Origin of the sequence: Pseudomonas californiensis (assembly GCF_021147775.1) — a bacterium.
GTDB lineage: Bacteria > Pseudomonadota > Gammaproteobacteria > Pseudomonadales > Pseudomonadaceae > Aquipseudomonas > Aquipseudomonas californiensis.
The window spans coordinates 252602-273889 of the sequence record NZ_JAGTPK010000002.1 but is presented as its reverse complement, the minus strand read 5'-3'; the positions used below and the strand labels follow the sequence as shown (position 1 = coordinate 273889).

15 protein-coding genes, 3 tRNA genes and 2 pseudogenes are annotated in these 21288 nt (G+C 58.3%); 4 read left to right on the top strand and 16 right to left on the bottom strand.

Annotated elements, in window-relative coordinates:
- Positions 1-67: 67 nt before the first annotated feature.
- From tig to KDX37_RS03340, 4 genes are all read right to left on the bottom strand, one after another.
- Complete coding sequence (tig, locus tag KDX37_RS03355) at positions 68-1378, bottom strand: trigger factor (RefSeq protein WP_231651254.1); 1311 nt, start codon at positions 1376-1378, stop codon at positions 68-70.
- A 371-nt stretch (positions 1379-1749) separates the two neighbouring features.
- A tRNA-Leu gene (locus KDX37_RS03350) sits at positions 1750-1834 on the bottom strand.
- 56 nt (positions 1835-1890) lie between these two features.
- Positions 1891-1966, bottom strand: a tRNA-His gene (locus KDX37_RS03345).
- Positions 1967-2016: 50 nt separating this feature from the next.
- Positions 2017-2093: transfer RNA gene (locus KDX37_RS03340), tRNA-Arg, on the bottom strand.
- Positions 2094-2389: 296 nt separating this feature from the next.
- Here KDX37_RS03340 and folD point away from each other — a divergent pair.
- Positions 2390-3244: a bifunctional methylenetetrahydrofolate dehydrogenase/methenyltetrahydrofolate cyclohydrolase FolD gene (gene folD, locus KDX37_RS03335; RefSeq protein WP_231651253.1), complete on the top strand. Its 855-nt coding sequence runs from the start codon at positions 2390-2392 to the stop codon at positions 3242-3244.
- Between the two features lie 104 nt (positions 3245-3348).
- Here the strand turns inward: folD and KDX37_RS03330 are convergent, their stop codons facing one another.
- The 6 genes from KDX37_RS03330 to KDX37_RS03305 all read right to left on the bottom strand — a co-directional run bounded on the left by KDX37_RS03330 (position 3349) and on the right by KDX37_RS03305 (position 9389).
- Complete coding sequence (locus tag KDX37_RS03330) at positions 3349-5154, bottom strand: ABC transporter substrate-binding protein (protein ID WP_231651252.1); 1806 nt, start codon at positions 5152-5154, stop codon at positions 3349-3351.
- A 69-nt stretch (positions 5155-5223) separates the two neighbouring features.
- Positions 5224-5496 carry a DUF2160 domain-containing protein gene (locus tag KDX37_RS03325; protein ID WP_231651251.1) on the bottom strand — a complete coding sequence of 91 codons (273 nt, stop codon included), beginning with the start codon at positions 5494-5496 and terminating at the stop codon, positions 5224-5226.
- Between the two features lie 12 nt (positions 5497-5508).
- Entirely contained in the window at positions 5509-6309 is an 801-nt protein-coding gene (locus KDX37_RS03320) for a carbohydrate ABC transporter permease (protein WP_231651250.1), read from the bottom strand.
- Between the two features lie 10 nt (positions 6310-6319).
- Complete coding sequence (locus tag KDX37_RS03315) at positions 6320-7189, bottom strand: carbohydrate ABC transporter permease (protein ID WP_231651249.1); 870 nt, start codon at positions 7187-7189, stop codon at positions 6320-6322.
- The gene (locus tag KDX37_RS03310) at positions 7186-8295 is read right to left on the bottom strand and encodes an ABC transporter ATP-binding protein (protein ID WP_231651248.1); all 1110 of its coding nucleotides are present in this window, start codon (positions 8293-8295) and stop codon (positions 7186-7188) included. The genes KDX37_RS03315 and KDX37_RS03310 overlap by 4 nt, the downstream gene beginning before the upstream one ends.
- Positions 8295-9389 carry an ABC transporter ATP-binding protein gene (locus tag KDX37_RS03305; protein WP_231651322.1) on the bottom strand — a complete coding sequence of 365 codons (1095 nt, stop codon included), beginning with the start codon at positions 9387-9389 and terminating at the stop codon, positions 8295-8297. The genes KDX37_RS03310 and KDX37_RS03305 overlap by 1 nt, the downstream gene beginning before the upstream one ends.
- Before the next feature lie 300 nt (positions 9390-9689).
- Between KDX37_RS03305 and KDX37_RS03300 the strand changes: the two genes are divergently transcribed.
- A complete protein-coding gene (locus KDX37_RS03300) occupies positions 9690-11558 on the top strand; it encodes a sigma-54-dependent Fis family transcriptional regulator (RefSeq protein WP_231651247.1) in 1869 nt (622 codons plus the stop codon).
- A 281-nt stretch (positions 11559-11839) separates the two neighbouring features.
- On the opposite strand, the gene cysS is transcribed toward KDX37_RS03300, so the two are convergent.
- Positions 11840-13231, bottom strand: a complete 1392-nt coding sequence (cysS, locus tag KDX37_RS03295; RefSeq protein ID WP_231651246.1) for a cysteine--tRNA ligase — start codon at positions 13229-13231, stop codon at positions 11840-11842.
- A 24-nt stretch (positions 13232-13255) separates the two neighbouring features.
- Positions 13256-14950 carry a glutamine--tRNA ligase/YqeY domain fusion protein gene (locus KDX37_RS03290; RefSeq protein ID WP_231651245.1) on the bottom strand — a complete coding sequence of 565 codons (1695 nt, stop codon included), beginning with the start codon at positions 14948-14950 and terminating at the stop codon, positions 13256-13258.
- A gap of 207 nt (positions 14951-15157) precedes the next feature.
- On the opposite strand from KDX37_RS03290, the gene KDX37_RS03285 reads away from it, so the two are divergent.
- A complete protein-coding gene (locus tag KDX37_RS03285; protein ID WP_231651244.1) occupies positions 15158-15661 on the top strand; it encodes a peptidylprolyl isomerase in 504 nt (167 codons plus the stop codon).
- Complete coding sequence (locus KDX37_RS03280; RefSeq protein ID WP_231651243.1) at positions 15658-16410, top strand: UDP-2,3-diacylglucosamine diphosphatase; 753 nt, start codon at positions 15658-15660, stop codon at positions 16408-16410. The genes KDX37_RS03285 and KDX37_RS03280 overlap by 4 nt, the downstream gene beginning before the upstream one ends.
- 78 nt (positions 16411-16488) lie before the next feature.
- Here KDX37_RS03280 and KDX37_RS03275 read toward each other — a convergent pair.
- The 4 genes and pseudogenes from KDX37_RS03275 to KDX37_RS03260 all read right to left on the bottom strand — a co-directional run.
- Positions 16489-18045 (bottom strand): annotated as a pseudogene (locus KDX37_RS03275) (DHA2 family efflux MFS transporter permease subunit); the annotation flags it as partial.
- A 45-nt stretch (positions 18046-18090) separates the two neighbouring features.
- A complete protein-coding gene (locus KDX37_RS03270) occupies positions 18091-19311 on the bottom strand; it encodes an HlyD family secretion protein (protein ID WP_231651241.1) in 1221 nt (406 codons plus the stop codon).
- Between the two features lie 5 nt (positions 19312-19316).
- Positions 19317-20800: pseudogene (locus tag KDX37_RS03265) on the bottom strand (efflux transporter outer membrane subunit).
- Positions 20797-21285, bottom strand: a complete 489-nt coding sequence (locus tag KDX37_RS03260; protein ID WP_231651240.1) for a MarR family winged helix-turn-helix transcriptional regulator — start codon at positions 21283-21285, stop codon at positions 20797-20799. Before KDX37_RS03260 ends, KDX37_RS03265 begins: the two are co-directional and overlap by 4 nt.
- Positions 21286-21288 lie beyond the last annotated feature (3 nt).

The following is a 21288-nucleotide window of genomic DNA, read 5'->3' as shown; positions in this document are numbered from 1 at the left end:
CGAGTCTTGAATACGCACAAGCCAGCGCGAAGGCTGGCTTGTGAGTGTTTTCGAACGAAAGGAGAAATCAGTCGGCTTTTGGAGCTTCCACCGGCTTGACAGCTTCTTCGTAGGAGACCGATTTGTCGGTCACGCTAGCTTTCTGCAAAACAGTATCTACAACTTGCTCTTCGAGCACAACAGAACGTACTTCGTTCATCTGCTGCTCGTTCTTGTAGTACCAGGCCACGACCTGCTCAGGCTCCTGGTAAGCGGAAGCCATTTCCTGAATCAGGTCGCGAACGCGAGCGTCATCAGGCTTCAGGTCGAACTGCTTGACGACTTCAGCAACGATCAGACCCAGCTCAACGCGACGCTTGGCCTGCTCTTCGAACAGCTCTGCCGGCAGTTGGTCAGGCTTGATGTTGCCGCCGAACTGCTGAACAGCCTGCACGCGCAGACGGTTTACTTCGTTTTCCAGCAGCGATTTAGGCACTTCGATCGGGTTGGCAGCCAACAGACCGTCCATGACCTGATTCTTGACCTTGGATTTGATCGCCTGACGCAGCTCGCGCTCCATGTTCTTGCGAACTTCGGTGCGGAAGCCGTCGATGCCGGTTTCCTTGATGCCGAACTGCTTGAAGAACTCTTCGTTCAGCTCAGGCAGCTTTGGCTCGGAAACAGTGTTGACGGTGACGGTGAACTCGGCTGCCTTGCCGGCCAGCTCAAGGTTCTGATAATCGTCCGGGAACGTGACGTTCAGAACGCGCTCTTCGCCCGCCTTGGCGCCAACCAGACCATCTTCGAAACCAGGGATCATGCGGCCAGAACCCAGAACCAGCTGGGTACCGGTAGCAGAACCGCCAGCGAAGACTTCGCCGTCAACCTTGCCCACGAAATCGATGTTCAGCTGGTCTTCGTTCTGAGCGGCGCGAGCGGCCTCTTCAAAACGGACGTTCTGCTTGCGCAGCACTTCCAGCATGTTGTCCAGATCGCCGTCGGCCACTTCAGCAGACAGGCGCTCTACCGCGATGCCGTCGAAACCGGCAACGGTGAACTCAGGGAATACTTCGAACGTGGCGATGTATTCCAGGTCCTTGCCCTTTTCGAAGGACTTGGGCTCTACCGATGGTGCGCCAGCCGGGTTCAGCTTCTGCTCGACCACTGCTTCATAGAAGGTAGCCTGAATCAGATCACCCAGTGCTTCCTGACGCGCGCCATCTTCATAACGCTGACGGATAACGCTCATAGGCACTTTGCCTGGGCGGAAGCCCGGGATCTTGGCTTTACGGGCGGTCTGCTGCAGACGCTTGTTGACTTCAGTCTCGATGCGTTCGGCAGGCACGCCAATGGTCATGCGGCGCTCAAGAGCGGAAGTATTTTCAACAGAAACTTGCATGGATATTCCTCGTTGCACAGACGTTAGCCGGCCGTTTCCGACCCCAGAATCAAGGGCATGCATTCTAGTGGGTCATTCTCAAGAAGTCACCCTAGTGAAAAAGGGCAGGTTAAGAGGAAGAAATCGGAGCGTCGACCGGCGAGGCGAACAATCACATCGCACAGTCGGCGAAGCGTCTGGCACGGCCTTCATGTAAGGAAGCATCTGCGCCGGACCACTACCGATTCCATCCACGTAGCGCGCCCCACTCGACCAGCGGCAGCAGGCCACCGGACCAGCGAGACGATGAAACCAATACGCTGAAACAAAAAAAGCCGCACTAGGCGGCTTTTTCTCGCAACCCGATAGAATCACTCAGGCTACTTGTATCTTGGTGCGGACGGAGAGACTCGAACTCTCACACCTTGCGGCGCTGGAACCTAAATCCAGTGTGTCTACCAATTCCACCACATCCGCATTAGAAACTTTTAAAGCAAAGGCGCCAGATTATAAGTCTGGCGCCCTTCTTAATATGGGGTGGACGATGGGGATCGAACCCACGACAACAGGAGTCACAATCCTGTGCTCTACCAACTGAGCTACGCCCACCATATTGCGTGACCGGTACAACTTACTTGCTGCGCCAAAGCTGCCTTGAATGGCGCACCCGGCAGGACTCGAACCTGCGACCATCCGCTTAGAAGGCGGATGCTCTATCCAGCTGAGCTACGGGCACTTATATAATCTGCATTCTTTTAAGGAGAACAAATTAAAAGGCTTTCAATCACACCGAGCCGATTTGCAACTCTGCCTGACCTAATCAACCAGTGCTAGCTTAACCAGTGCTGGGCTCTGCCCGGCAAGTGCGACGAATCTTATAGACGCCCCCCAAGGTCGTCAACTCTTTTTTAAAAAAAATTCAGCAAGATAAAGGAGTTAGCTGAATATGCCGATGACGCGCCTTTGCCCTCGCGTCATGTCATGCGAGAATGCGCGCTCATTTTATTTCCTCTCGATGGTTAATCACGCGTCATGACTGCAAAACTAATCGACGGCAAAGCGATCGCCGCCAGCCTGCGCCAGCAGATCGCCAAACGTGTCGCCGAACGTCGCCAGCAAGGCCTGCGCACGCCGGGCCTCGCGGTGATTCTGGTGGGCAGCGACCCCGCCTCCCAGGTGTATGTCTCTCACAAGCGCAAGGACTGCGAGGAAGTCGGCTTTATCTCACAGGCCTATGACCTGCCAGCCGACACCACTCAGGTTGCGCTGACCGAGTTGATCGATCGCCTCAATGAGGACGCCGCTGTCGATGGCATCCTGCTGCAATTGCCATTGCCCGCGCATCTGGACGCTTCTTTGTTGCTCGAGCGCATTCGCCCGGACAAGGACGTGGACGGTTTCCATCCTTATAACGTCGGCCGTCTCGCCCAGCGCATTCCTCTGCTGCGCCCGTGCACCCCGAAAGGGATCATGACCCTGCTGGAAAGTACCGGTGTCGATCTGTACGGGATGGATGCCGTCGTTGTCGGCGCATCCAACATCGTGGGTCGCCCCATGGCGATGGAGTTGTTGCTGGGTGGCTGCACCGTCACCGTAACGCATCGCTTCACCAAGGATCTGGCGGGCCATGTGGGCCGTGCTGACCTGGTGGTGGTCGCCGCTGGCAAGCCTGGCCTGGTCAAGGGTGAGTGGATCAAGCCCGGCGCCATCGTGATTGATGTCGGCATCAACCGTCAGGCTGACGGCAAGCTGGTGGGCGACGTCGTGTACGAAACCGCCCTGCCCCGCGCAGGCTGGATCACTCCGGTCCCTGGCGGCGTAGGCCCGATGACCCGCGCCTGCCTGCTGGAAAACACGTTGTACGCAGCAGAAACCCTGCACGACTGATCATTGCTGCGGACTGCGATCAGCACCGCTGCAAAACGCACCAATGAAAACGGCACCTCAAGAGGTGCCGTTTTGCATTTCGCCATGACTGGCTGTTTCACCGCTTACTTCTTGGCAGCTTCCCAGCTTTTCAGCAGGTCGGCATAAGCAATGGTTTCACCCTTCGGTTTCTCGTTGGCCAGCTTGCGCTGTGGTGCGAGGAACGCGCCGTTGCTCTTCTCTGCCTTGGTGTACCACTCTTCGGCCGAGGTTTCAGGGTTCATCTTCGGTGCACAACCACTGGCATCCTGAACCTTGGAACGCTCGATGCGCGTCATGATCGCATCCTGGTCCTTGGCCAGCCCGTCCAGTGCAGCCTGGGCGGTTTTCTCACCGGTTACAGCTTCAGCCACATGGCTCCACCACAACTGCGCCAGCTTCGGATAATCCGGAACGTTGGTGCCGGTCGGCGACCATTGCACGCGAGCCGGGCTGCGGTAGAACTCGACCAGACCACCGAGTTTAGGCGCCAGCTCGGTCATTTCCTTGGAGTTGATGTCCGACTCGCGGATCGGCGTCAGGCCGACGATGGTTTTCTTCAGCGATACCGACTTGGACGTCACGAACTGCGCATACAGCCAGGCCGCCAGACGTTTTTTCTCGTCGGAAGACTTCAGGAAGGTCCACGAACCCACGTCCTGATAGCCCAGTTTCATGCCTTCTTTCCAGTACGGACCTTTGGGTGAAGGCGCCATACGCCACTTCGGCGTGCCGTCGGCGTTCATCACTGGCAGGCCAGGCTTGGTCATGTCGGCCGTGAAAGCGGTGTACCAGAAGATCTGTTGGGCAACGTTACCCTGAGACGGCACGGGACCGGATTCAGAGAACGTCATGCCAGCTGCTTCAGGCGGTGCATAGGCCTTGAGCCAGTCGATGTACTTCTGGGTTGCGAAGACAGCAGCCGGGCCGTTGGTATCGCCACCCCGGGTGATGCTGGAACCCACCGGATGGCAGGCCTCTACGCGGATACCCCACTCGTCCACTGGCAAGCCGTTCGGCAAGCCCTTGTCGCCGCTGCCCGCCATCGAGAACCAGGCATCGGTGAAGCGCCAGCCCAGCGATGGGTCTTTCTTGCCATAGTCCATGTGGCCGTAAACTTTCTTGCCGTCAATCATCTTGACGTCTTCGCTGAAGAACTTGGCAATGTCTTCATAAGCCGACCAGTTGACTGGTACACCCAGCTCGTAACCGTACTTGGCCTTGAACTTTTCTTTCAGGTCAGCACGCTCGAACCAGTCGGCGCGGAACCAGTACAGGTTGGCAAATTGCTGGTCGGGCAGTTGATACAGCTTGGATTCGACGATGACCTTGCCGGACGCGTCTTTCACTTCCGGCGACGTGGTGAACGAGGTACCGATGAAGTCCTTGAGGTCCAGCGTTGGCGATGTCGCCTTGGCGCCTTCCGGACTGGCCATCAGATCAGTCAGCGACATGGCCTTGCCGTAACGCATGTGCGTACCGATCAGGTCCGAGTCATTGACCCAGCCGTCATAGATACTTTTGTCCGACTGCATGGCGGTCTGCAGCTTCTCGATCACATCACCTTCCTGCAGCAGGTCGTGAGTGACCTTGATGCCGGTGATTTCAGTGAAGGCCTTGGCCAGCACTTTCGATTCGTACTCATGCGTGGTCAGGGTTTCCGACACCACCTTGATGTCCATGCCACGGAACGGCTCGGCCGCCTTGATGAACCACTCAAGCTCCGCCAGTTGCTGCTCGGAGCTGAGGGTCGAAGGCTTGAACTCAGTACCTGCCCATTTTTTCGCGGCATCCTGATAGGCATCTGCCCAGGCCGTCACGCTCAATCCACTGCACGCCAGCATCGAAGCCAACGCCACGCTATGTCTCAGCTTGTTGTTTTTGTAGAACATAGACACCTCTAGATGATGATTACGCAGCCCGTCTTTCGACCGGGTTCCGGTACGAAAACAATAGCTCGGCTACCCCCAACGCATTACGACCAACAACCACACCAGCGATATCAGCGAGGCGACCCAGACACTCCAGTCAGTCACGCCGATGACCAGCAAGTGCAGGTAGGCACTTACCAGCAGTCCGATGAACAGCCGATCACCACGACTGGTGACGATCGGTAGAAAACCACGTTTTTCGACACCCGGGGAGCTCAGCTCCCAGACCGTCATGCCTGCCAGCAGCAATGCAATACCGCCGAAAAAGGCCGCTGTCAGCGGTGTCCAGGCCATCCATTCCATATCTCGCCCTCCTCAGACACGACCAAGGGCGAAGCCCTTGACCACGTGGTTGCGAACAAACCAGATCACCAGCATGCCCGGCAGGATAGTCAGTACTCCCGCCGCCGCCAGCACCCCCCAGTCAATACCCGATGCCGACACCGTACGCGTCATGACTGCCGCGATGGGTTTGGCGTTGACCGATGTCAGGGTGCGCGCCAGCAACAGCTCGACCCAGGAAAACATGAAACAGAAGAACGCCGTCACACCGATACCGGAGCCAATCAGCGGGATGAAAATCTTGCCGAAGAACTTGGGAAAGCTGTAACCGTCGATGTAGGCAGTTTCGTCGATCTCTTTCGGAACCCCCGACATGAAGCCCTCCAGAATCCACACCGCCAACGGTACGTTGAACAGGCAATGCGCCAGCGCTACGGCGATGTGCGTGTCAAACAGACCGATAGACGAATATAGCTGGAAGAACGGCAGCAGAAACACTGCAGGTGGCGCCATGCGGTTGGTCAGCAACCAGAAGAACAGGTGCTTGTCGCCGAGGAAACGATAGCGTGAAAACGCATAGGCCGCTGGCAAAGCAACACTCAGCGATATCACGGTATTCAGGCAAACGTAGTACAGCGAATTGATGTAACCGCTGTACCAGCTCTCGTCAGTAAAGATCACCTTGTAGTTTGCCAGCGTGAAATCCTGCGGCCACAGCGTCAGGCCGCCAAGGATTTCGGTGTTGGTCTTGAACGACATATTGACCAGCCAATAGATCGGCACCAACAGAAAGAGCAGGTAAATCCACAACGGTATGATTTTGCGCAGACCCATGACCAGATCCTCAATTCTTTTCGCTGTGGGTCATGGCGGTGTAGAACACCCACGACACCAGCAGAATGATCAGGAAATACACCAGCGAGAAAGCTGCTGCCGGGCCAAGGTCGAATTGTCCGAGGGCCATGGTCGTCAGGGTCTGGCTGAGGAAAGTGGTGGCGTTACCCGGACCACCACCGGTGAGCACAAACGGCTCGGTGTAAATCATGAAGCTGTCCATGAACCGCAGCATCACAGCGATCAACAGCACGCTCTTCATCTTCGGCAGTTGAATGTGCCGGAATATCGCCCAGCCCGAAGCCCGGTCGATCCGCGCCGCCTGGTAATAAACGTCCGGAATCGCCCGCAGCCCGGAGTAGCTCAGCAGCGCCACCAGCGACGTCCAGTGCCAGACGTCAATGACCAGCACTGTGACCCAGGCATCCGACGCGTTGGCCGCATAGTTGTAATTGATGTGGAAAACATTGTTCAGCGTATAACCCAGCAGACCAATGTCACCACGACCGAAGATCTGCCAGATGGTACCCACCACGTTCCAGGGAATGAGCAACGGAATGGTCATCAGAATCAGGCAGACCGTCGACCAGCGGCCCTTGGTCGGCATGCACAGTGCAACCGCGATACCCAATGGGATCTCGATCAGCAGCACACTGCCCGAGTAGATGAACTGACGCAGCAGCGAATCGTGCAGACGCGGATCCTGCAGAACCTGCCTGAACCAGTCGGCGCCCACAAAGTAGCGGCTGGACTGGTCGAAAATGTCCTGCACCGAATAGTTGACCACCGTCATCATCGGAATAATGGCGCTGAATGCCACCAGCAGGAAGACCGGCAGTACCAGCCACCACGCCTTGTTGTTCTGGACCTTGTTATTCATGGCGCGCCTCGCTCTGGAGTGGGCTCAAGCAGGAAGTCATCGGCGTACACCATCAGCCATTGCGAGGGGAAACTGATCCACGCCTGACCTTGTGGCACCGGTTTGTCTTCAGGCATACGCACTTTGAGCTTTTGCCCGGCCAGCGACAGCGTCAGGATCTTGTAGGTGCCGAGATCTTCGACGTACACCACCTCGGCGCACATCGCATCCTCATACGGGCCTTCCCACACATGCACGAACTCGGGCCGAATGCCGATCTTCAGGCTGGTGAACGAGGTGCGCGCAATCAATTGTTGCAACAGACCAGACAGCGGCACGTGAACATCACCAAAGCCGACACCATCACCCTGGGGCTGCACCTCGATCAGATTCATGCCGGGGCTGCCGATGAAGTAGCCGACAAACGTATGCCGAGGCTTTTCGAACAGTTCACGAGGCGTGCCGAACTGAACGATCTGGCCGCCATACATCACCGCGATCTTGTCCGCGAAGGTCGAAGCCTCCAACTGGTCGTGGGTGACGTAGACCATGGTGATGTTGAACTGCTCGTGAATCTGCTTGAGCTTGCGGCGCAGTTTCCACTTCAAATGCGGGTCGATAACCGTCAGCGGCTCGTCGAACAGGATGGCTGATACGTCATCACGCACCAGCCCGCGGCCCATGGACACCTTCTGCTTTTCATCCGCCGTCAGGTTGCGAGCCTTCTTTTTAAGTAACGGCTGCAGGTCCAGCACATCGGCGATTTCATTGACCTTGGCAAGAATACGCGCCTTGTCCATGCCTTGATTGCGCAGCGGGAACGCCAGGTTATCGAACACCGTCATGGTGTCGTAGATCACCGGAAACTGGAAAACCTGAGCAATGTTGCGGTGCTCGGGCGGCAGATCGTTGACCACTTTGGAATCGAACAGCACCTGACCCTGAGAAGGACTCAGCAGCCCGGAGATAATATTGAGCAACGTGGACTTGCCGCATCCCGAAGGCCCCAGCAGGGCATAAGCCCCGCCCTGCTCCCAGATGTGGCTCATCTCGCGAATCGCGTAATCGTCCGGGCCCGGGTTGGCGCTGTAGCTGTGGGCCAGGTTCTGCAAACGGATCTCGGCCATCAGGCAACCCTCGCCATGCGCAGGCCCGGCGCTTGAATCAGGCCGCCCTGCTGATCGAATACAAATAATTTGTGAGTCGGGATATACACCCGGATCGGCGCATCGACGTCGTAGGCGTGAACGCCTGGCAGGTGTAGCACCAGCGAAAAGAGTTCGTTGCGCACATGCAGAAAAGTTTCCGAGCCGCTGATTTCGGCGAGTTCCACGGTGACGGCCAGTTCCAGGTCGTCATCGTTGGAGGGCACCAGACTCAAGTGGCTGGGCCGCACGCCGAAACGGTACTCACCGTCACCGATGGCGCGCAGGTCCACATTGAGCGGGAAATGCACGAAATTGGCGAAACTCACTTCATTGCCTTCGATCCGCCCCGGCATCAGGTTGATCGGCGGTTCGGAGAACAGCTCGGCCGCCAGCACGGTGCTGGGCCTGTGATAAACCTCAGGGGTCTTGCCAGTCTGCACCACTCGGCCTTCGTGCAGGATAGTGGTGGTACCGCCCAGTGCCAGCGCTTCGTTGGGCTCGGTGGTGGCGTAAATGGCGATGGTGTGGCGCGCCGCGAACAGTTCACGCATTTCCTGACGCAGCTCTTCGCGCAGCTTGTAGTCGAGGTTGACTAAGGGCTCGTCGAACAGAATCAGTTCTGCATCCTTGACCAGCGCCCTTGCCATGGCGGTGCGCTGCTGTTGCCCACCGGACAGCTCAAGCGGATGGCGCTGCAGGAATTTATCGATGCGCAGCATCTTCGCGGTTTCGTTCACGCGGCTGTGGATCATGTCCTTCGACATGCCAGCCTGACGCAGCGGCGAGGCGATGTTTTCGAACACCGTCATGCTGGGATAGTTGATGAACTGCTGATAGACCATCGAGACGTTGCGCAGACGAACCGGTCGTTGCGTGACATCGACCCCGTTCATCAGCACACGCCCGCTGTCGGGCTTGTCCAGCCCGGCCATCAGGCGCATCAGGCTGGTTTTGCCGGACAGGGTTCGCCCCAGCAGAACGTTGAATGATCCTGGCTCAAAGCTCAGGGATGCGTCGTCGATCCATGTTTGACCATCGACGACACGGCTGACGTGCTCAAGCGTGAGTGACATGGCGTGCCCTTTGTTGTTTTTTTCTTTAAGGGAAATGCGTGACTGAAAGACAGATAGCGACATTCGTGCCAATTCCATCCTTCAACCGGTAAGGCCCGAGCCAGAGCGTTCGCGTGTATCGGCAGGCTCAGCGACCTTTCGCAGCTGAACAAAAATGAACAGTAAACGCTGAACACCTGAACAAAATGAGCATTGACTTTGAACAATTCTGAACGACACTGGATGCACGTCACGGGCTTGGGTGGTCACGCGGCGAGACATTAAAAACAAAAACAACACGTCATACTCGCAGGCATCCTAATGGCTCAATCCAGCACTTCGCTTGCTCACGACATCATCGTTCAGGACTCATGGACTCGCTGCCGGGACTTCGGCCTCAGTCATCAGACACGCCCTTCATTCGGCCAATTGCCGGGGGCGGAGGTTTCGCGGCTGCTGGAACGTCATCAGGGGCTGGTGCAAACCACTCACCAGGAAGTGTTGCCGGTCTACGAAAACATCCTGAGCAATTCCAATTGCCTGATCATGCTGGCCGACCCTCAAGGTCAGTTGCTCAAGTCGTGGGGCTCCCAAAGGTTCGTCGACTCGTCACAAAACCAGGGCTTCATGGCTGGCGCGAGCTGGAGCGAAAGAAGCACAGGCACCAATGCCATCGGTACGGCACTGGCGTGCGAGCAAGCAGTTCACATCGAACCCGACGAGCACTTTCTCAAGGCCAACCGTTTCATGACCGGCTCTGCCTCACCGATTTTCGACGCCGACCGCCGCATCATCGCGGTACTGGACGTTTCCAGCGACAGCTTCCTGCCACCCTCCCACACCCTGGGTATGGTCAAGATGATGAGCCAGTCGGTAGAAAACCGTCTGATTCTGGATCAGTTCCGCGACACCCATTTCCAGTTGATCTTCAACACCGGCCTGAACAACCTCGACAGCCAATGGGCAGGCCTGCTGATTTTCGATGAAAGCGGCCAGATTCTGTGTGCCAACCGCCGTGCCGATAACCTGCTGGGCGTCAGGCTGTCCGGCGTCAGTATCGAAACACTGTTCAAATGCCCCATTCTGCAACTGCTCAGCGAGACCGAAGCACGGCCGTTTGCGCTGCATGCGCTCGGCAACAACCGCTTTCAATGCCTGCTCAAGCGTCCAACGCGCAAGCCGCTGAAACTGCATGCCGTTCAAGCGCCTCAACCGATTGCCGAAGCGCCGCGCAGCCTGGACCTGCAAGCAATCAACCTGGGCGATGCCAGAGTCGAAAAAGCCGTGCATCAGGCACAGCGTCTTTTGGAAAAAGACATTCCGCTGCTGATCCATGGCGAAACCGGGGTTGGCAAAGAGGTGTTCGTGAAAGCCTTGCATCAGGCCAGCTCGCGCGCCAGCCAACCGTTGATTGCCGTCAACTGCGCAGCGATCCCGGCCGACCTGGTCGAAGCCGAGCTGTTTGGCTACGCCAAGGGGGCGTTTACCGGCGCCAGCCAGAAAGGCAGCATCGGCCTGATCCGCAAGGCTCACAAAGGCACATTGTTTCTGGATGAGATCGGTGACATGCCGATGTCAGTTCAAGCGCGCCTGTTGCGCGTGTTGCAGGAGCGCTGCGTCCAACCCTTGGGCGACGGTGAGCTGTATCCCGTGGACATCCGTCTGATTTCAGCCACCAACCGCACGTTACGCGATCAGGTACAGGCCGGGCATTTTCGCCAGGACTTGTACTACCGGATCAGCGGCCTGAACATCGAATTGCCGCCGTTGCGCGAGCGCAGCGACAAGCACGCCTTGATCCAACGGATCTGGGAGCGTCATCGGGACGCCCATCAACGTGCGGGCTTTTCGCGCGAAGTGCTGGAGCTGTTCGAACACCATGGCTGGCCGGGCAATCTGCGCCAGCTCAACAGTGTGATACAGGTAGCGCTGGCACTGGCGGACGAGCAGCCGATCGGGATAGAGCATTTGCCGGAGGATTTCCTGCTGGATGCACAGATGGACATGCAGGTGAGTGAGCCGGTCGATGATTTCTGCCCCGACCTGGTGATCAAAGCCCGCATGCAACCCGGCGATGACCTCAACCACCTGTTGAAGGCGGCTGGCGGCAACATTTCACAATTGGCCAAACGGCTGGGCGTCAGCCGCAATACGCTCTACAAAAGGCTCAGGGAACAGCACATCGTTTGACCGCCTCAGGAAGAACCAACCTGCGCTTTGGAGTGTGAACTCAGTGGCCCCCACGCTCGACTCGGGTCGTCTCTTGGCGCTGACGCCAATGTGGGTATTGAGCTCACCTCTTTGGTGAGCATACCGCCCCTTCGCGAGCAAGCTCGCTCCCACGAAAGTGCTTTATTCCGTAATCGTGGGAGCAAGCTTGCTCGCGAAGATTTGCCTTGGGGATAACTGAGCTGCGGATGCCTCACCGGCTGAACATCCAGCCGGCGAGAAAAACCGTGACACGCTGACGGTCAGGACGACGCGTCAGCCAGGCGCCAGGTAGTGCCGCCCTTGCCGTCTTCCAGCACCACGCCCATGGCAGTGATCTGGTCACGGATGCGGTCGGATTCAGCCCAGTCCTTGGCCGCACGCGCTGCCAGACGCGCCTGAATCAGTGCCTCCACTTCAGCCGCATCGACCCGACCTTCGGCGCCTGCGCGCAGAAAGTCATCGGCTTCAAGCTGCAACACGCCCAGGACGCTGGCCAGCTGCTTCAGGCGTGCCGCCAGACCCGCTGCAGCAGCCGGATCGGCATCGCGCAGACGGTTGATCTCGCGAACCATCTCGAACAGCACCGCGCAAGCCTCGGGTGTACCGAAGTCGTCGTTCATCGCCGCGCTGAAACGCTCGACGAAGGCCTCGCCGCCGGCTGGCTCAGCCACCGGCAAGCCCTTGAGCGCGTGGTAGAAACGCTCCAGCGCAGCCTTGGACTCGCGCAGGCTGTCTTCGGAGTAATTGATCGCGCTGCGGTAATGGCTCGACACCAGCAGGTAGCGCACCACTTCCGGGTGATACTTCTCCAGCACATCGCGGATGGTGAAGAAGTTGTTCAACGACTTGGACATCTTCTCGCCGTTGATCCGGATCATGCCGCAGTGCAGCCACGCATTGGCGTAGGTCTTGCCGGTCGCTGCTTCGCTCTGCGCAATTTCGTTTTCATGGTGCGGGAATTCAAGATCGCTGCCGCCGCCATGAATGTCGAAAGTGTCACCCAGGCAGCAGGTAGACATCACCGAGCATTCGATGTGCCAGCCCGGACGTCCAGGCCCCCAAGGCGACTCCCAGCTCGGCTCGCCTGGCTTGACGCCTTTCCAGAGCACGAAATCCAGAGGATCGTCCTTGGACTCATCCACCTCGATGCGTGCACCGATGCGCAGGTCTTCGATCTTCTTGCGCGACAGCTTGCCGTAACCCACGAACTTGCCGACACGGTAATACACATCGCCATTACCCGGCGCGTAGGCATAGCCCTTGTCGATCAGCGTCTGGATCATGGCGTGCATGCCCGGAATGTGATCGGTGGCTCGCGGCTCCATGTCCGGCTTGAGGATATTGAGGCGCGCCTCGTCCTCGTGCATGGCATCGATCATGCGAGCGGTCAGCGCGTCGAAAGACTCGCCGTTGTCACGCGCACGGTTGATGATCTTGTCGTCGATGTCGGTGATGTTGCGCACATACGTCAGCTCGTACCCGCTGAACCGCAACCAGCGGGTCACCAGGTCGAACGCCACCATGCTGCGACCGTGGCCCAGATGGCAGTAGTCGTACACGGTCATCCCGCAGACGTACATGCGCACCTTGTTGCCATCCAGCGGTTTGAAGACTTCTTTGCTCTTGGTGAGCGTGTTGTAAATCGAAAGCACGTACTGCCCCTCAGACGTCGAACGTCAGGTCCAGGAATCCCGCAATGTCACTGTGCGGTTGAATACCGGATGATCAGGTGTGTAGTCCTTGATGTCGGCGCAGAAGTAACCTTCGCGTTCGAACTGGAACCTGTCTTCCGGCTGCGCGTGAGCCAGCGATGGTTCAGCACGACAACCTGTCAGCACCTGCAGGGAGTCAGGGTTGATGTTTTCCAGGAAGGTAGCGCCGTCTTCAGCCTTGTCCGGTGTTGCCGAACGGAACAGGCGGTCGTACAGGCGGACTTCGCACTCGACGCTGGCCGCGGCGGGCACCCAGTGGATAACACCCTTGACCTTGCGGCCCTCGGGATTCTTGCCCAGGGTGTCAGGATCGTAGGAGCAGCGCAGCTCGACGATATTGCCGTCGGCATCCTTGATGGCTTCGTCGGCACGGATCACATAGCTGCCACGCAGACGCACTTCGCCGTTGGGCTCAAGACGTTTGTAGCCTTTTGGCGGCTCTTCCATGTAATCGTCGCGGTCGATGTAGATTTCGCGTTCGAACGGCAGTTCACGCACACCCAGGTCTTCCTTGGGATGACGCGCCAGCTCCAGCTTCTCGACCTGACCTTCCGGGTAATTGGTAATCACGACCTTGAGTGGACGCAGCACGCACATGGCGCGTGGCGCGTTACGGTCCAGGTCGTCACGGATGCTGAATTCGAGCATCGCGAAATCGACCACACCGTCTGAACGGTTGGTACCGACCATCTCACAGAAATTGCGGATCGACGTCGGGGTATAGCCGCGACGGCGGAAACCGGACAGCGTCGACATACGCGGATCATCCCAGCCACTGACGTGCTTTTCATCGACCAGTTGCTTGAGCTTGCGCTTGCTGGTGACGGTGTAGCTCAGGTTCAGGCGCGAGAACTCATACTGACGGGGCTTGCACGGCACCGGCAGGTTGTCCAGGAACCAGTCATACAGCGGACGATGGCTCTCGAATTCCAGAGTGCAGATCGAGTGAGTGATGCCTTCGATGGCATCCGACTGACCGTGAGTAAAGTCGTAGATCGGGTAGATGCACCACTTGTCGCCGGTCTGGTGGTGATGAGCGTGGCGAATACGGTACAGGATCGGATCGCGCAGGTTCATGTTCGGCGATGCCATATCGATTTTGGCACGCAGCACGCGCGCGCCGTCTTCGAACTCACCGGCTTTCATGCGGGCGAACAGGTCCAGGTTTTCCTCGACACTGCGCTCACGAAACGGGCTGTTCTTGCCCGGCTCGGTCAGGGTGCCGCGGTATTCGCGTGCCTGCTCGGGGGTCAGATCATCCACGTAGGCTTTGCCGGACTTGATCAGCTCGACGGCCCAGTCGTGCAGTTGATCGAAATACTGCGAGGCATAGCGCACTTCACCTGCCCACTGGAAGCCGAGCCACTTTACGTCGCTCATGATGGCGTCGATGTATTCCTGATCTTCCTTGGCCGGGTTGGTGTCATCGAAACGCAAGTGCGTCGCGCCACCGAACTCGTTGGCCAGACCGAAGTTCACGCAAATCGACTTGGCATGGCCAATGTGCAGGTAACCGTTGGGCTCCGGCGGGAAGCGCGTCACGATCCGGGTGTGCTTGCCTGAATCCAGGTCAGCCTGCACGATGGGACGCAGGAAGTTGGTAGGAACGACTGCTCCTGCCTTTGAATTCGCAGCGAGTTCTGGAGTGGGCTTGCTCATAAGATCCTTGGGCATACAGTGCGCGGCCAGGGTAGGCCGACGAAATCAAAGCGCTTATCATAGCCGAAGCTGTCAAGCCCCTGACAACAGAGTGCGCATTTGAGGGTATAAAAGGTGCAAAAACCGCGAAAAATGTAACCTCGCCTGTAAACTGCGCGTCAGGGTGATATTGCCCCTTTCATGAATGCCTAGAGAGCGACTATCTATATGTCCAAAGTTAAACTGACCACCAACCACGGCGACATCGTTCTGCAACTGAATGCCGAGAAGGCGCCGCTGACCGTTGCCAACTTCATCGAATACGTAAATGCTGGCCATTACGAAAACACCGTATTTCACCGTGTGATCGGCAACTTCATGGTCCAGGGCGGCGGTTTCGAGCCAGGCATGAAAGAAAAGAAAGACAAACGTCCAAGCATCCAGAACGAAGCCGACAACGGCCTGCCCAACAAGAAGTACACCGTTGCCATGGCCCGTACCATGGAGCCGCATTCGGCCTCTGCCCAGTTCTTCATCAACGTCGCTGACAACGCATTCCTGAACCACAGCGCCAAGACCACTCAGGGCTGGGGCTACGCGGTGTTCGCTGAAGTCGTCGAAGGCACCGATGTTGTCGACAAGATCAAAGGCGTTGCGACCTCCAGCAAAGCCGGCCATCAGGACGTACCTGTTGAAGACGTGATCATCGAAAAAGCAGAGATCATTGAGTGATACTGCTGATCTCCGATCTGCACCTTCAGCAAGAACGCCCGGACATTACCCGGGCGTTTCTGGATCTGCTCGCTGGCCGGGCTCGCACAGCCGAGTCACTGTACATCCTCGGAGATTTCTTTGAAGTCTGGATCGGTGACGACGCCATGTCGCCGTTCCAGCTTTCAATCTGCAAGGCATTACGCGAACTGAGCGACAGTGGCACCCGAATTTATCTGATGCACGGCAACCGCGACTTCATGATCGGCAAAGGTTTCTGCAAGGCGGCGGGCTGTACGCTGCTGAGCGATCCAAGCGTTGTGCAGTTGAGCGGCGAGCCCGTGCTGTTGATGCACGGCGACAGCCTGTGCACCCGCGATGAAGGGTATATCAAGATGCGCCGCTACCTGCGCCATCCCCTGACCCTCTTCATCCTGCGCCACCTTCCGTTGAGCACCCGCCACAAACTGGCGCGCAAGCTGCGCAACGAGAGCCAGGCGCAGACCCGCATGAAAGCCAACGACATCGTCGATGTGACCCCCGAAGAAGTCCCGCGGGTCATGCAGCAATTTGGCGTGCGCACTCTGGTCCATGGCCACACGCACCGCCCAGCCATTCACAAGTTGCAGATCGGCGACGAATCGGCAAAACGTATCGTGCTCGGTGACTGGGATCGTCAGGGCTGGACGCTGCAGGTCGACGAACAGGGCTTCAGTCTGAGCTCATTCGACTTCGCGCCCGAAACCGTTGCGCTGCTGAACTCAGGCTGACTCCCGGGCCGGTTTACTGAGCTTGACACTCCAATTACCCGACGACAGGGCAGCCCGCTTGCGCAAGCTGCCACTCGATCAGTGCCCTCCCCCGGCGGCCGGTCCGGCCTTGGCGGCAAAAGGTGGTTTGGCCAGCCAGACCAGTAGGATAAGGCCGGCGAACATCCAGCCCAGCATGTAGAAGTAATCCACCGTGGACATCATGTAGGCCTGACTGGTGAGCGTCTGCTCCAGCTGTGCGTACGCTTGCGGGCTGGGGCCGCCCAGTGCGTCCAGCGCATGACGGGTCGCCGGGTCGAAGGTGCTGATGTTTTCACTCAGATACGCATGATGCTGGTCAGCGCGGCGAACCCAGATCCAGGTGGTCAGCGATGCTGCAAAACTGCCGCCCAGGGTCCGCAGGAAAGTTGCCAGACCGGAGCCGTCAGCAATCTGATTCGGTGGAAGGTCCGACAGCAGAATGCTCAGGGTCGGCATGAAGAACAACGCCACGCCGATCCCCATGAACATCTGCACCAGCGCCACATGCTCGAAGTCCACTTCATTATTGAAGCCCGCGCGCATGAAACAGCTCAAGCCCATGGCCAGAAACGCCAGACCCGCTAACAGACGCAGGTCGAACTTGTGCGCGTACTTGCCGACAAAGGGCGACATCAACACCGGCAGGATGCCGATCGGTGCAACCGCAAGACCGGCCCAGGTTGCGGTGTAGCCCATCTGGGTCTGCAGCCACTGAGGCAGCAGCAGGTTGATACCAAAGAACCCCGAATAACCGCCGATCATCACCAGCGTACCAATGCGAAAGTTACGGTAGGCGAACAACCGCAGATTGACCACCGGATGCTTGTCCGTCATCTCCCAGATCACGAATACCGTCAACGCAATCAGTGAAATGACCGAGCCGATCACGATGAAGTTCGACTCGAACCAATCCAGATCATTGCCCTTGTCCAACACGACCTGCAATGCCCCTACACCGATGATCAGAGTCAGCAAGCCGATATAGTCCAGCGGCTGCCGACTGGTGCTCACCGGCCGTTTGGCCATCTGGATGCGCACCACAAACACCGCGAACAGGCCGATAGGAATATTGATGAAAAAGATCCACGGCCAGCTGTAGCTGTCGGTAATCCAGCCCCCCAGGATAGGCCCGACAATCGGTGCGACGACCGTGACCATCGCCAGCAATGCCAATGCCATCCCCCGTTTGGCAGGCGGATAGACCGCAATCAGCAGGGTCTGTGTCATCGGGTAAAGCGGCCCCGCAAAGATACCCTGCAAAGCGCGAAAGCCCACCAGCTCAGGCATCGACTGAGAGATGCCGCACAAAAACGAAGCCAGCACGAACAGGATCGTCGCCCAGAGGAACAGCTTGACCTCACCGAACCGGCGGCTCAACCACCCGGTCAGCGGCAGGGCAATCGCGTTGCTGACCGCGAATGAGGTGATCACCCAGGTGCTCTGCTCCGAACTGACGCCCAGATTCCCGGCGATGGTCGGCAGGGCAACGTTGGCAATCGTCGTGTCGAGTACTTGCATGAACGTCGCCAGCGACAGGCCAATGGTGCACAGCAGCAGGCTTGGGGGCGTAAAAGAAGCGGGGGCATTGTTGCTCATCGCAAATCCCTGGAGACGATAACGGGACCCCGGCGCGCGAGCCGGGGCCTGAGGACTGGCGGATCAGCGCTTGGCTGTCTTGACGCCCGATGCACTGTTTTCGTGGATCAGGCGCTCGATCAAGGCATCGGCATCAGCCAACTGCTCGGCGTAGACATCGGTACTGAAAGCCGCCTGCTTGGGGGGCTGTTGCGCCAGCGTCGGGCCGCTCTGATCGTGCAGATTGACCTCGACCGTGGTCGACAGGCCAATGCGCAATGGGTGTTTGGTCAGCTCTTCCGGGTTGATGTGCACGCGTACCGGTACACGCTGGACGATCTTGATCCAGTTACCGGTGGCGTTCTGCGCTGGCAGCAGTGCGAACGCACTACCGGTACCTGCGCCGAGACTGTCGATGGTGCCGCTGTATTTCACGTCACCGCCATACAGGTCGGCGCTGATCTCGACCGGCTGACCGATACGCATCTTGCCCAGCTGGGTTTCCTTGAAGTTGGCGTCGATCCACAGCGTATCCAGCGGAATGACCGCCATGGTCGCGGTGCCTGGCTGTACGCGCTGCCCCAACTGCACGGTGCGCTTGGCGACATAGCCAGTAACCGGCGCAACCAGCGTGGTGCGTGCATTGGCCAGAAACGCCTGACGCAACTGAGCGGCGGCAGCCTTCACATCGGGGTGCGACGAGATGACTGTGTCGTCCACCAGCGCCGCACTGCTGCTCAGCTGTTGCTGCACATTGTTCAGGGCGCTCTGCGCACTGGTCAGATCATCGCGGGCGTGGGACAGCTCTTCCTGGGAAATCGCCCCGCTCGCTGCCAGGTTGCGACGACGGTTGTAGTTGTCCTGAGCTTTCTGCACTTCAGCGCGTTGCGCGGCCAGTTGCGCCTTCATGCCGTCCACATTGCTGTAGAGGCCGCGAACCTGACGCACAACCTTGCCAAGGTTGGCTTCGGCACTTTGCAGACCGACCTGTGCATCGCTCGGGTCGAAACGTAGCAGTACCTGACCTTCGCGAACCAGATCGCCATCGTCCGCCGCGATGCTGATCACGGTCCCGGTAACCAAGGGGGTGATTTCAACCACGTTGCCGTTGACATAGGCGTCGTCGGTTTCTTCACTCCATTGACCATAAAACTCGTGCCATGCCCAGACGCCCAGGCCTGCAAGGACCACGATCACGGCCACACACAGCAGCAGAAACCTGCGCTTGCCGGGGTTCTGTTTTTTCTGTTCGGCACCCGACTCTTGTTCGGGTGCATTGGATTTTTCAGCGGCGGCAGTGGCCATGACGATTATCTTGTAGTTCGCGAATCAGTTGATGAGTCAGCCGAGGTGGCCGCCTGCGAAGGGTCCTGCCCTTCAAAGCCGCCACCCAGGGCCTGCATCAACTGGATCGAAAGATCGATTCGTTCAGCGTTGAGATCAGCCAGTTGGCGTTGTGATTGGAGCAATTGCTGCTCGATGGACAGCACATCCAGATAGTTGCCGATGCCCGAGCCATAACGCTGGGTTGCCGTGTCAAAGGACTGCCTGACGATGTCGGTAGCGCGCTGACGCGCCTTGATTTGCCCGTCGATATCGCGCAACTGACCGATGGTGTCACTGACATCGCCGAGCGCACGGACCAGCGTCTTGTTGTACTGCGCGACGGCCAGTTCGTAATCGGCGTCCCGCGCATCCAGATCGGCACGCAGACGACCGCCATCGAACAGCGGCAACGAGATCGTCGGTTTGATCGCAAAGAAGCGGCTGGCCGTGCCAAACATGGCATCGCCCAGCAATGACTCGGCGCCGGCCGATGCACTCAGGTTGAGGTTGGGGTAAACCGGGTCTTGCTGGCATCAATGCTCTTGCTCGCAGATTCGACCCGCCAGCGAGCCGCAACCAGGTCCGGACGACGACCCAGCAGCTCGGCAGGCAGCGACGCAGGAAGCGCCACTGCCGCAGGTTGCAGAACATTCGGCCGCGCCAGGTCGGCTGTACGATCAGGTCCTTTGCCCAGTAAAACAGCCAGTGCGATCTTCGCGCTGCGCAGACGCTTTTCGGCATTGAGCAACGACTCCTGGGAGCTCGCTTCCAGGCTTTCGGTCTGTTGATACTGGTATTGACTGTCGATACCGGCTTTGAGGCGACTGCTGCTCAGGTCGAGCATCTGCCGAGTACGTTTGAGGTCTTCAGCGGCCAGATCACCCACAATGTATGCCTGCCCCAGATCGCAGTAGGCACGCGCAACGTCGGCGGCCAGCGTCAGTTGCGCGGCACGCTGATCGATCTCGGCGGCACGAGCCTGGCCCAATGCAGCCTCCCAGCTGGCACGCTGCCCGCCCCACAGATCGAAGTTGTAATTGAGGTTGGCACTGATATTTCGCACGGTGCTGTAACGATCCCCCACTCCCAGCGGGTCCTGATCCCGCGCCAGACGCGCACGGCTGACGCTGGCGCCCGCATCGACTGTCGGCATGCGCTCGGCATTGGCCGCATCGGCTTCAGCCATGGCCTGATGCGCGCGGGCGCTTGCCACCTGCATGTCCGGACTTTCACGCAGCGCTTCGGCGATCAAGCGGTCCAGCTGCGGATCACCCAACGCCGTCCACCAGCCACTTTTTGGCCAGGCCGCGACTGACAGCGTCACCCCGCTCAGGCTCTTGCCTGCCTGCAGGTTACGGGCATCGAGTTGTTGACCTTCCGGAACCAGGCCACTGGAGTTGGCACATCCGGCCAGAATCAGTGCCATGACGAGCAGGCTTGTGCCTGCACGCAGCGTCGTACCGTTCATTTCGTACCTTTGGGTTTGAAGCTCAGGCTGGTCAGGGTGATGTGGTCATCGACCGACACCAGAACCTTGGTGAGAATCCGTCGCAGGGTGTCCACTTCGTCTTTGTCGAGCGCTGCAAAAGTGTCGTTCATCGCGTCGGCACCGATTTTCGGCAACAGGTCGGACAACGTCTGGCCCTGCTCGGTAAGTGCAACGTGCACCTGACGTCGGTCGGTAGCCGAACGGGTGCGCACGATCAGTGCTTTCTGCTCCAACCGGTCAAGCATGCGGGTCATCGAACCACTGTCGAGAGACAAGTGCCGACACAATTCGACCGGGGTGTCGGTCGAGAACTGGGAAATGATGATCAGCACCTTGAACTGAGCGAACGTCACGCCATAAGGCAGCAAATACTTGTCGAGCATCCGGTCCTTGAGCGCATTGGTGCGCCCGACCAGAAGGCCCATCAGGCTGGAATCGAAATTGTCCGGGCTAAAATGTTTCAAGAG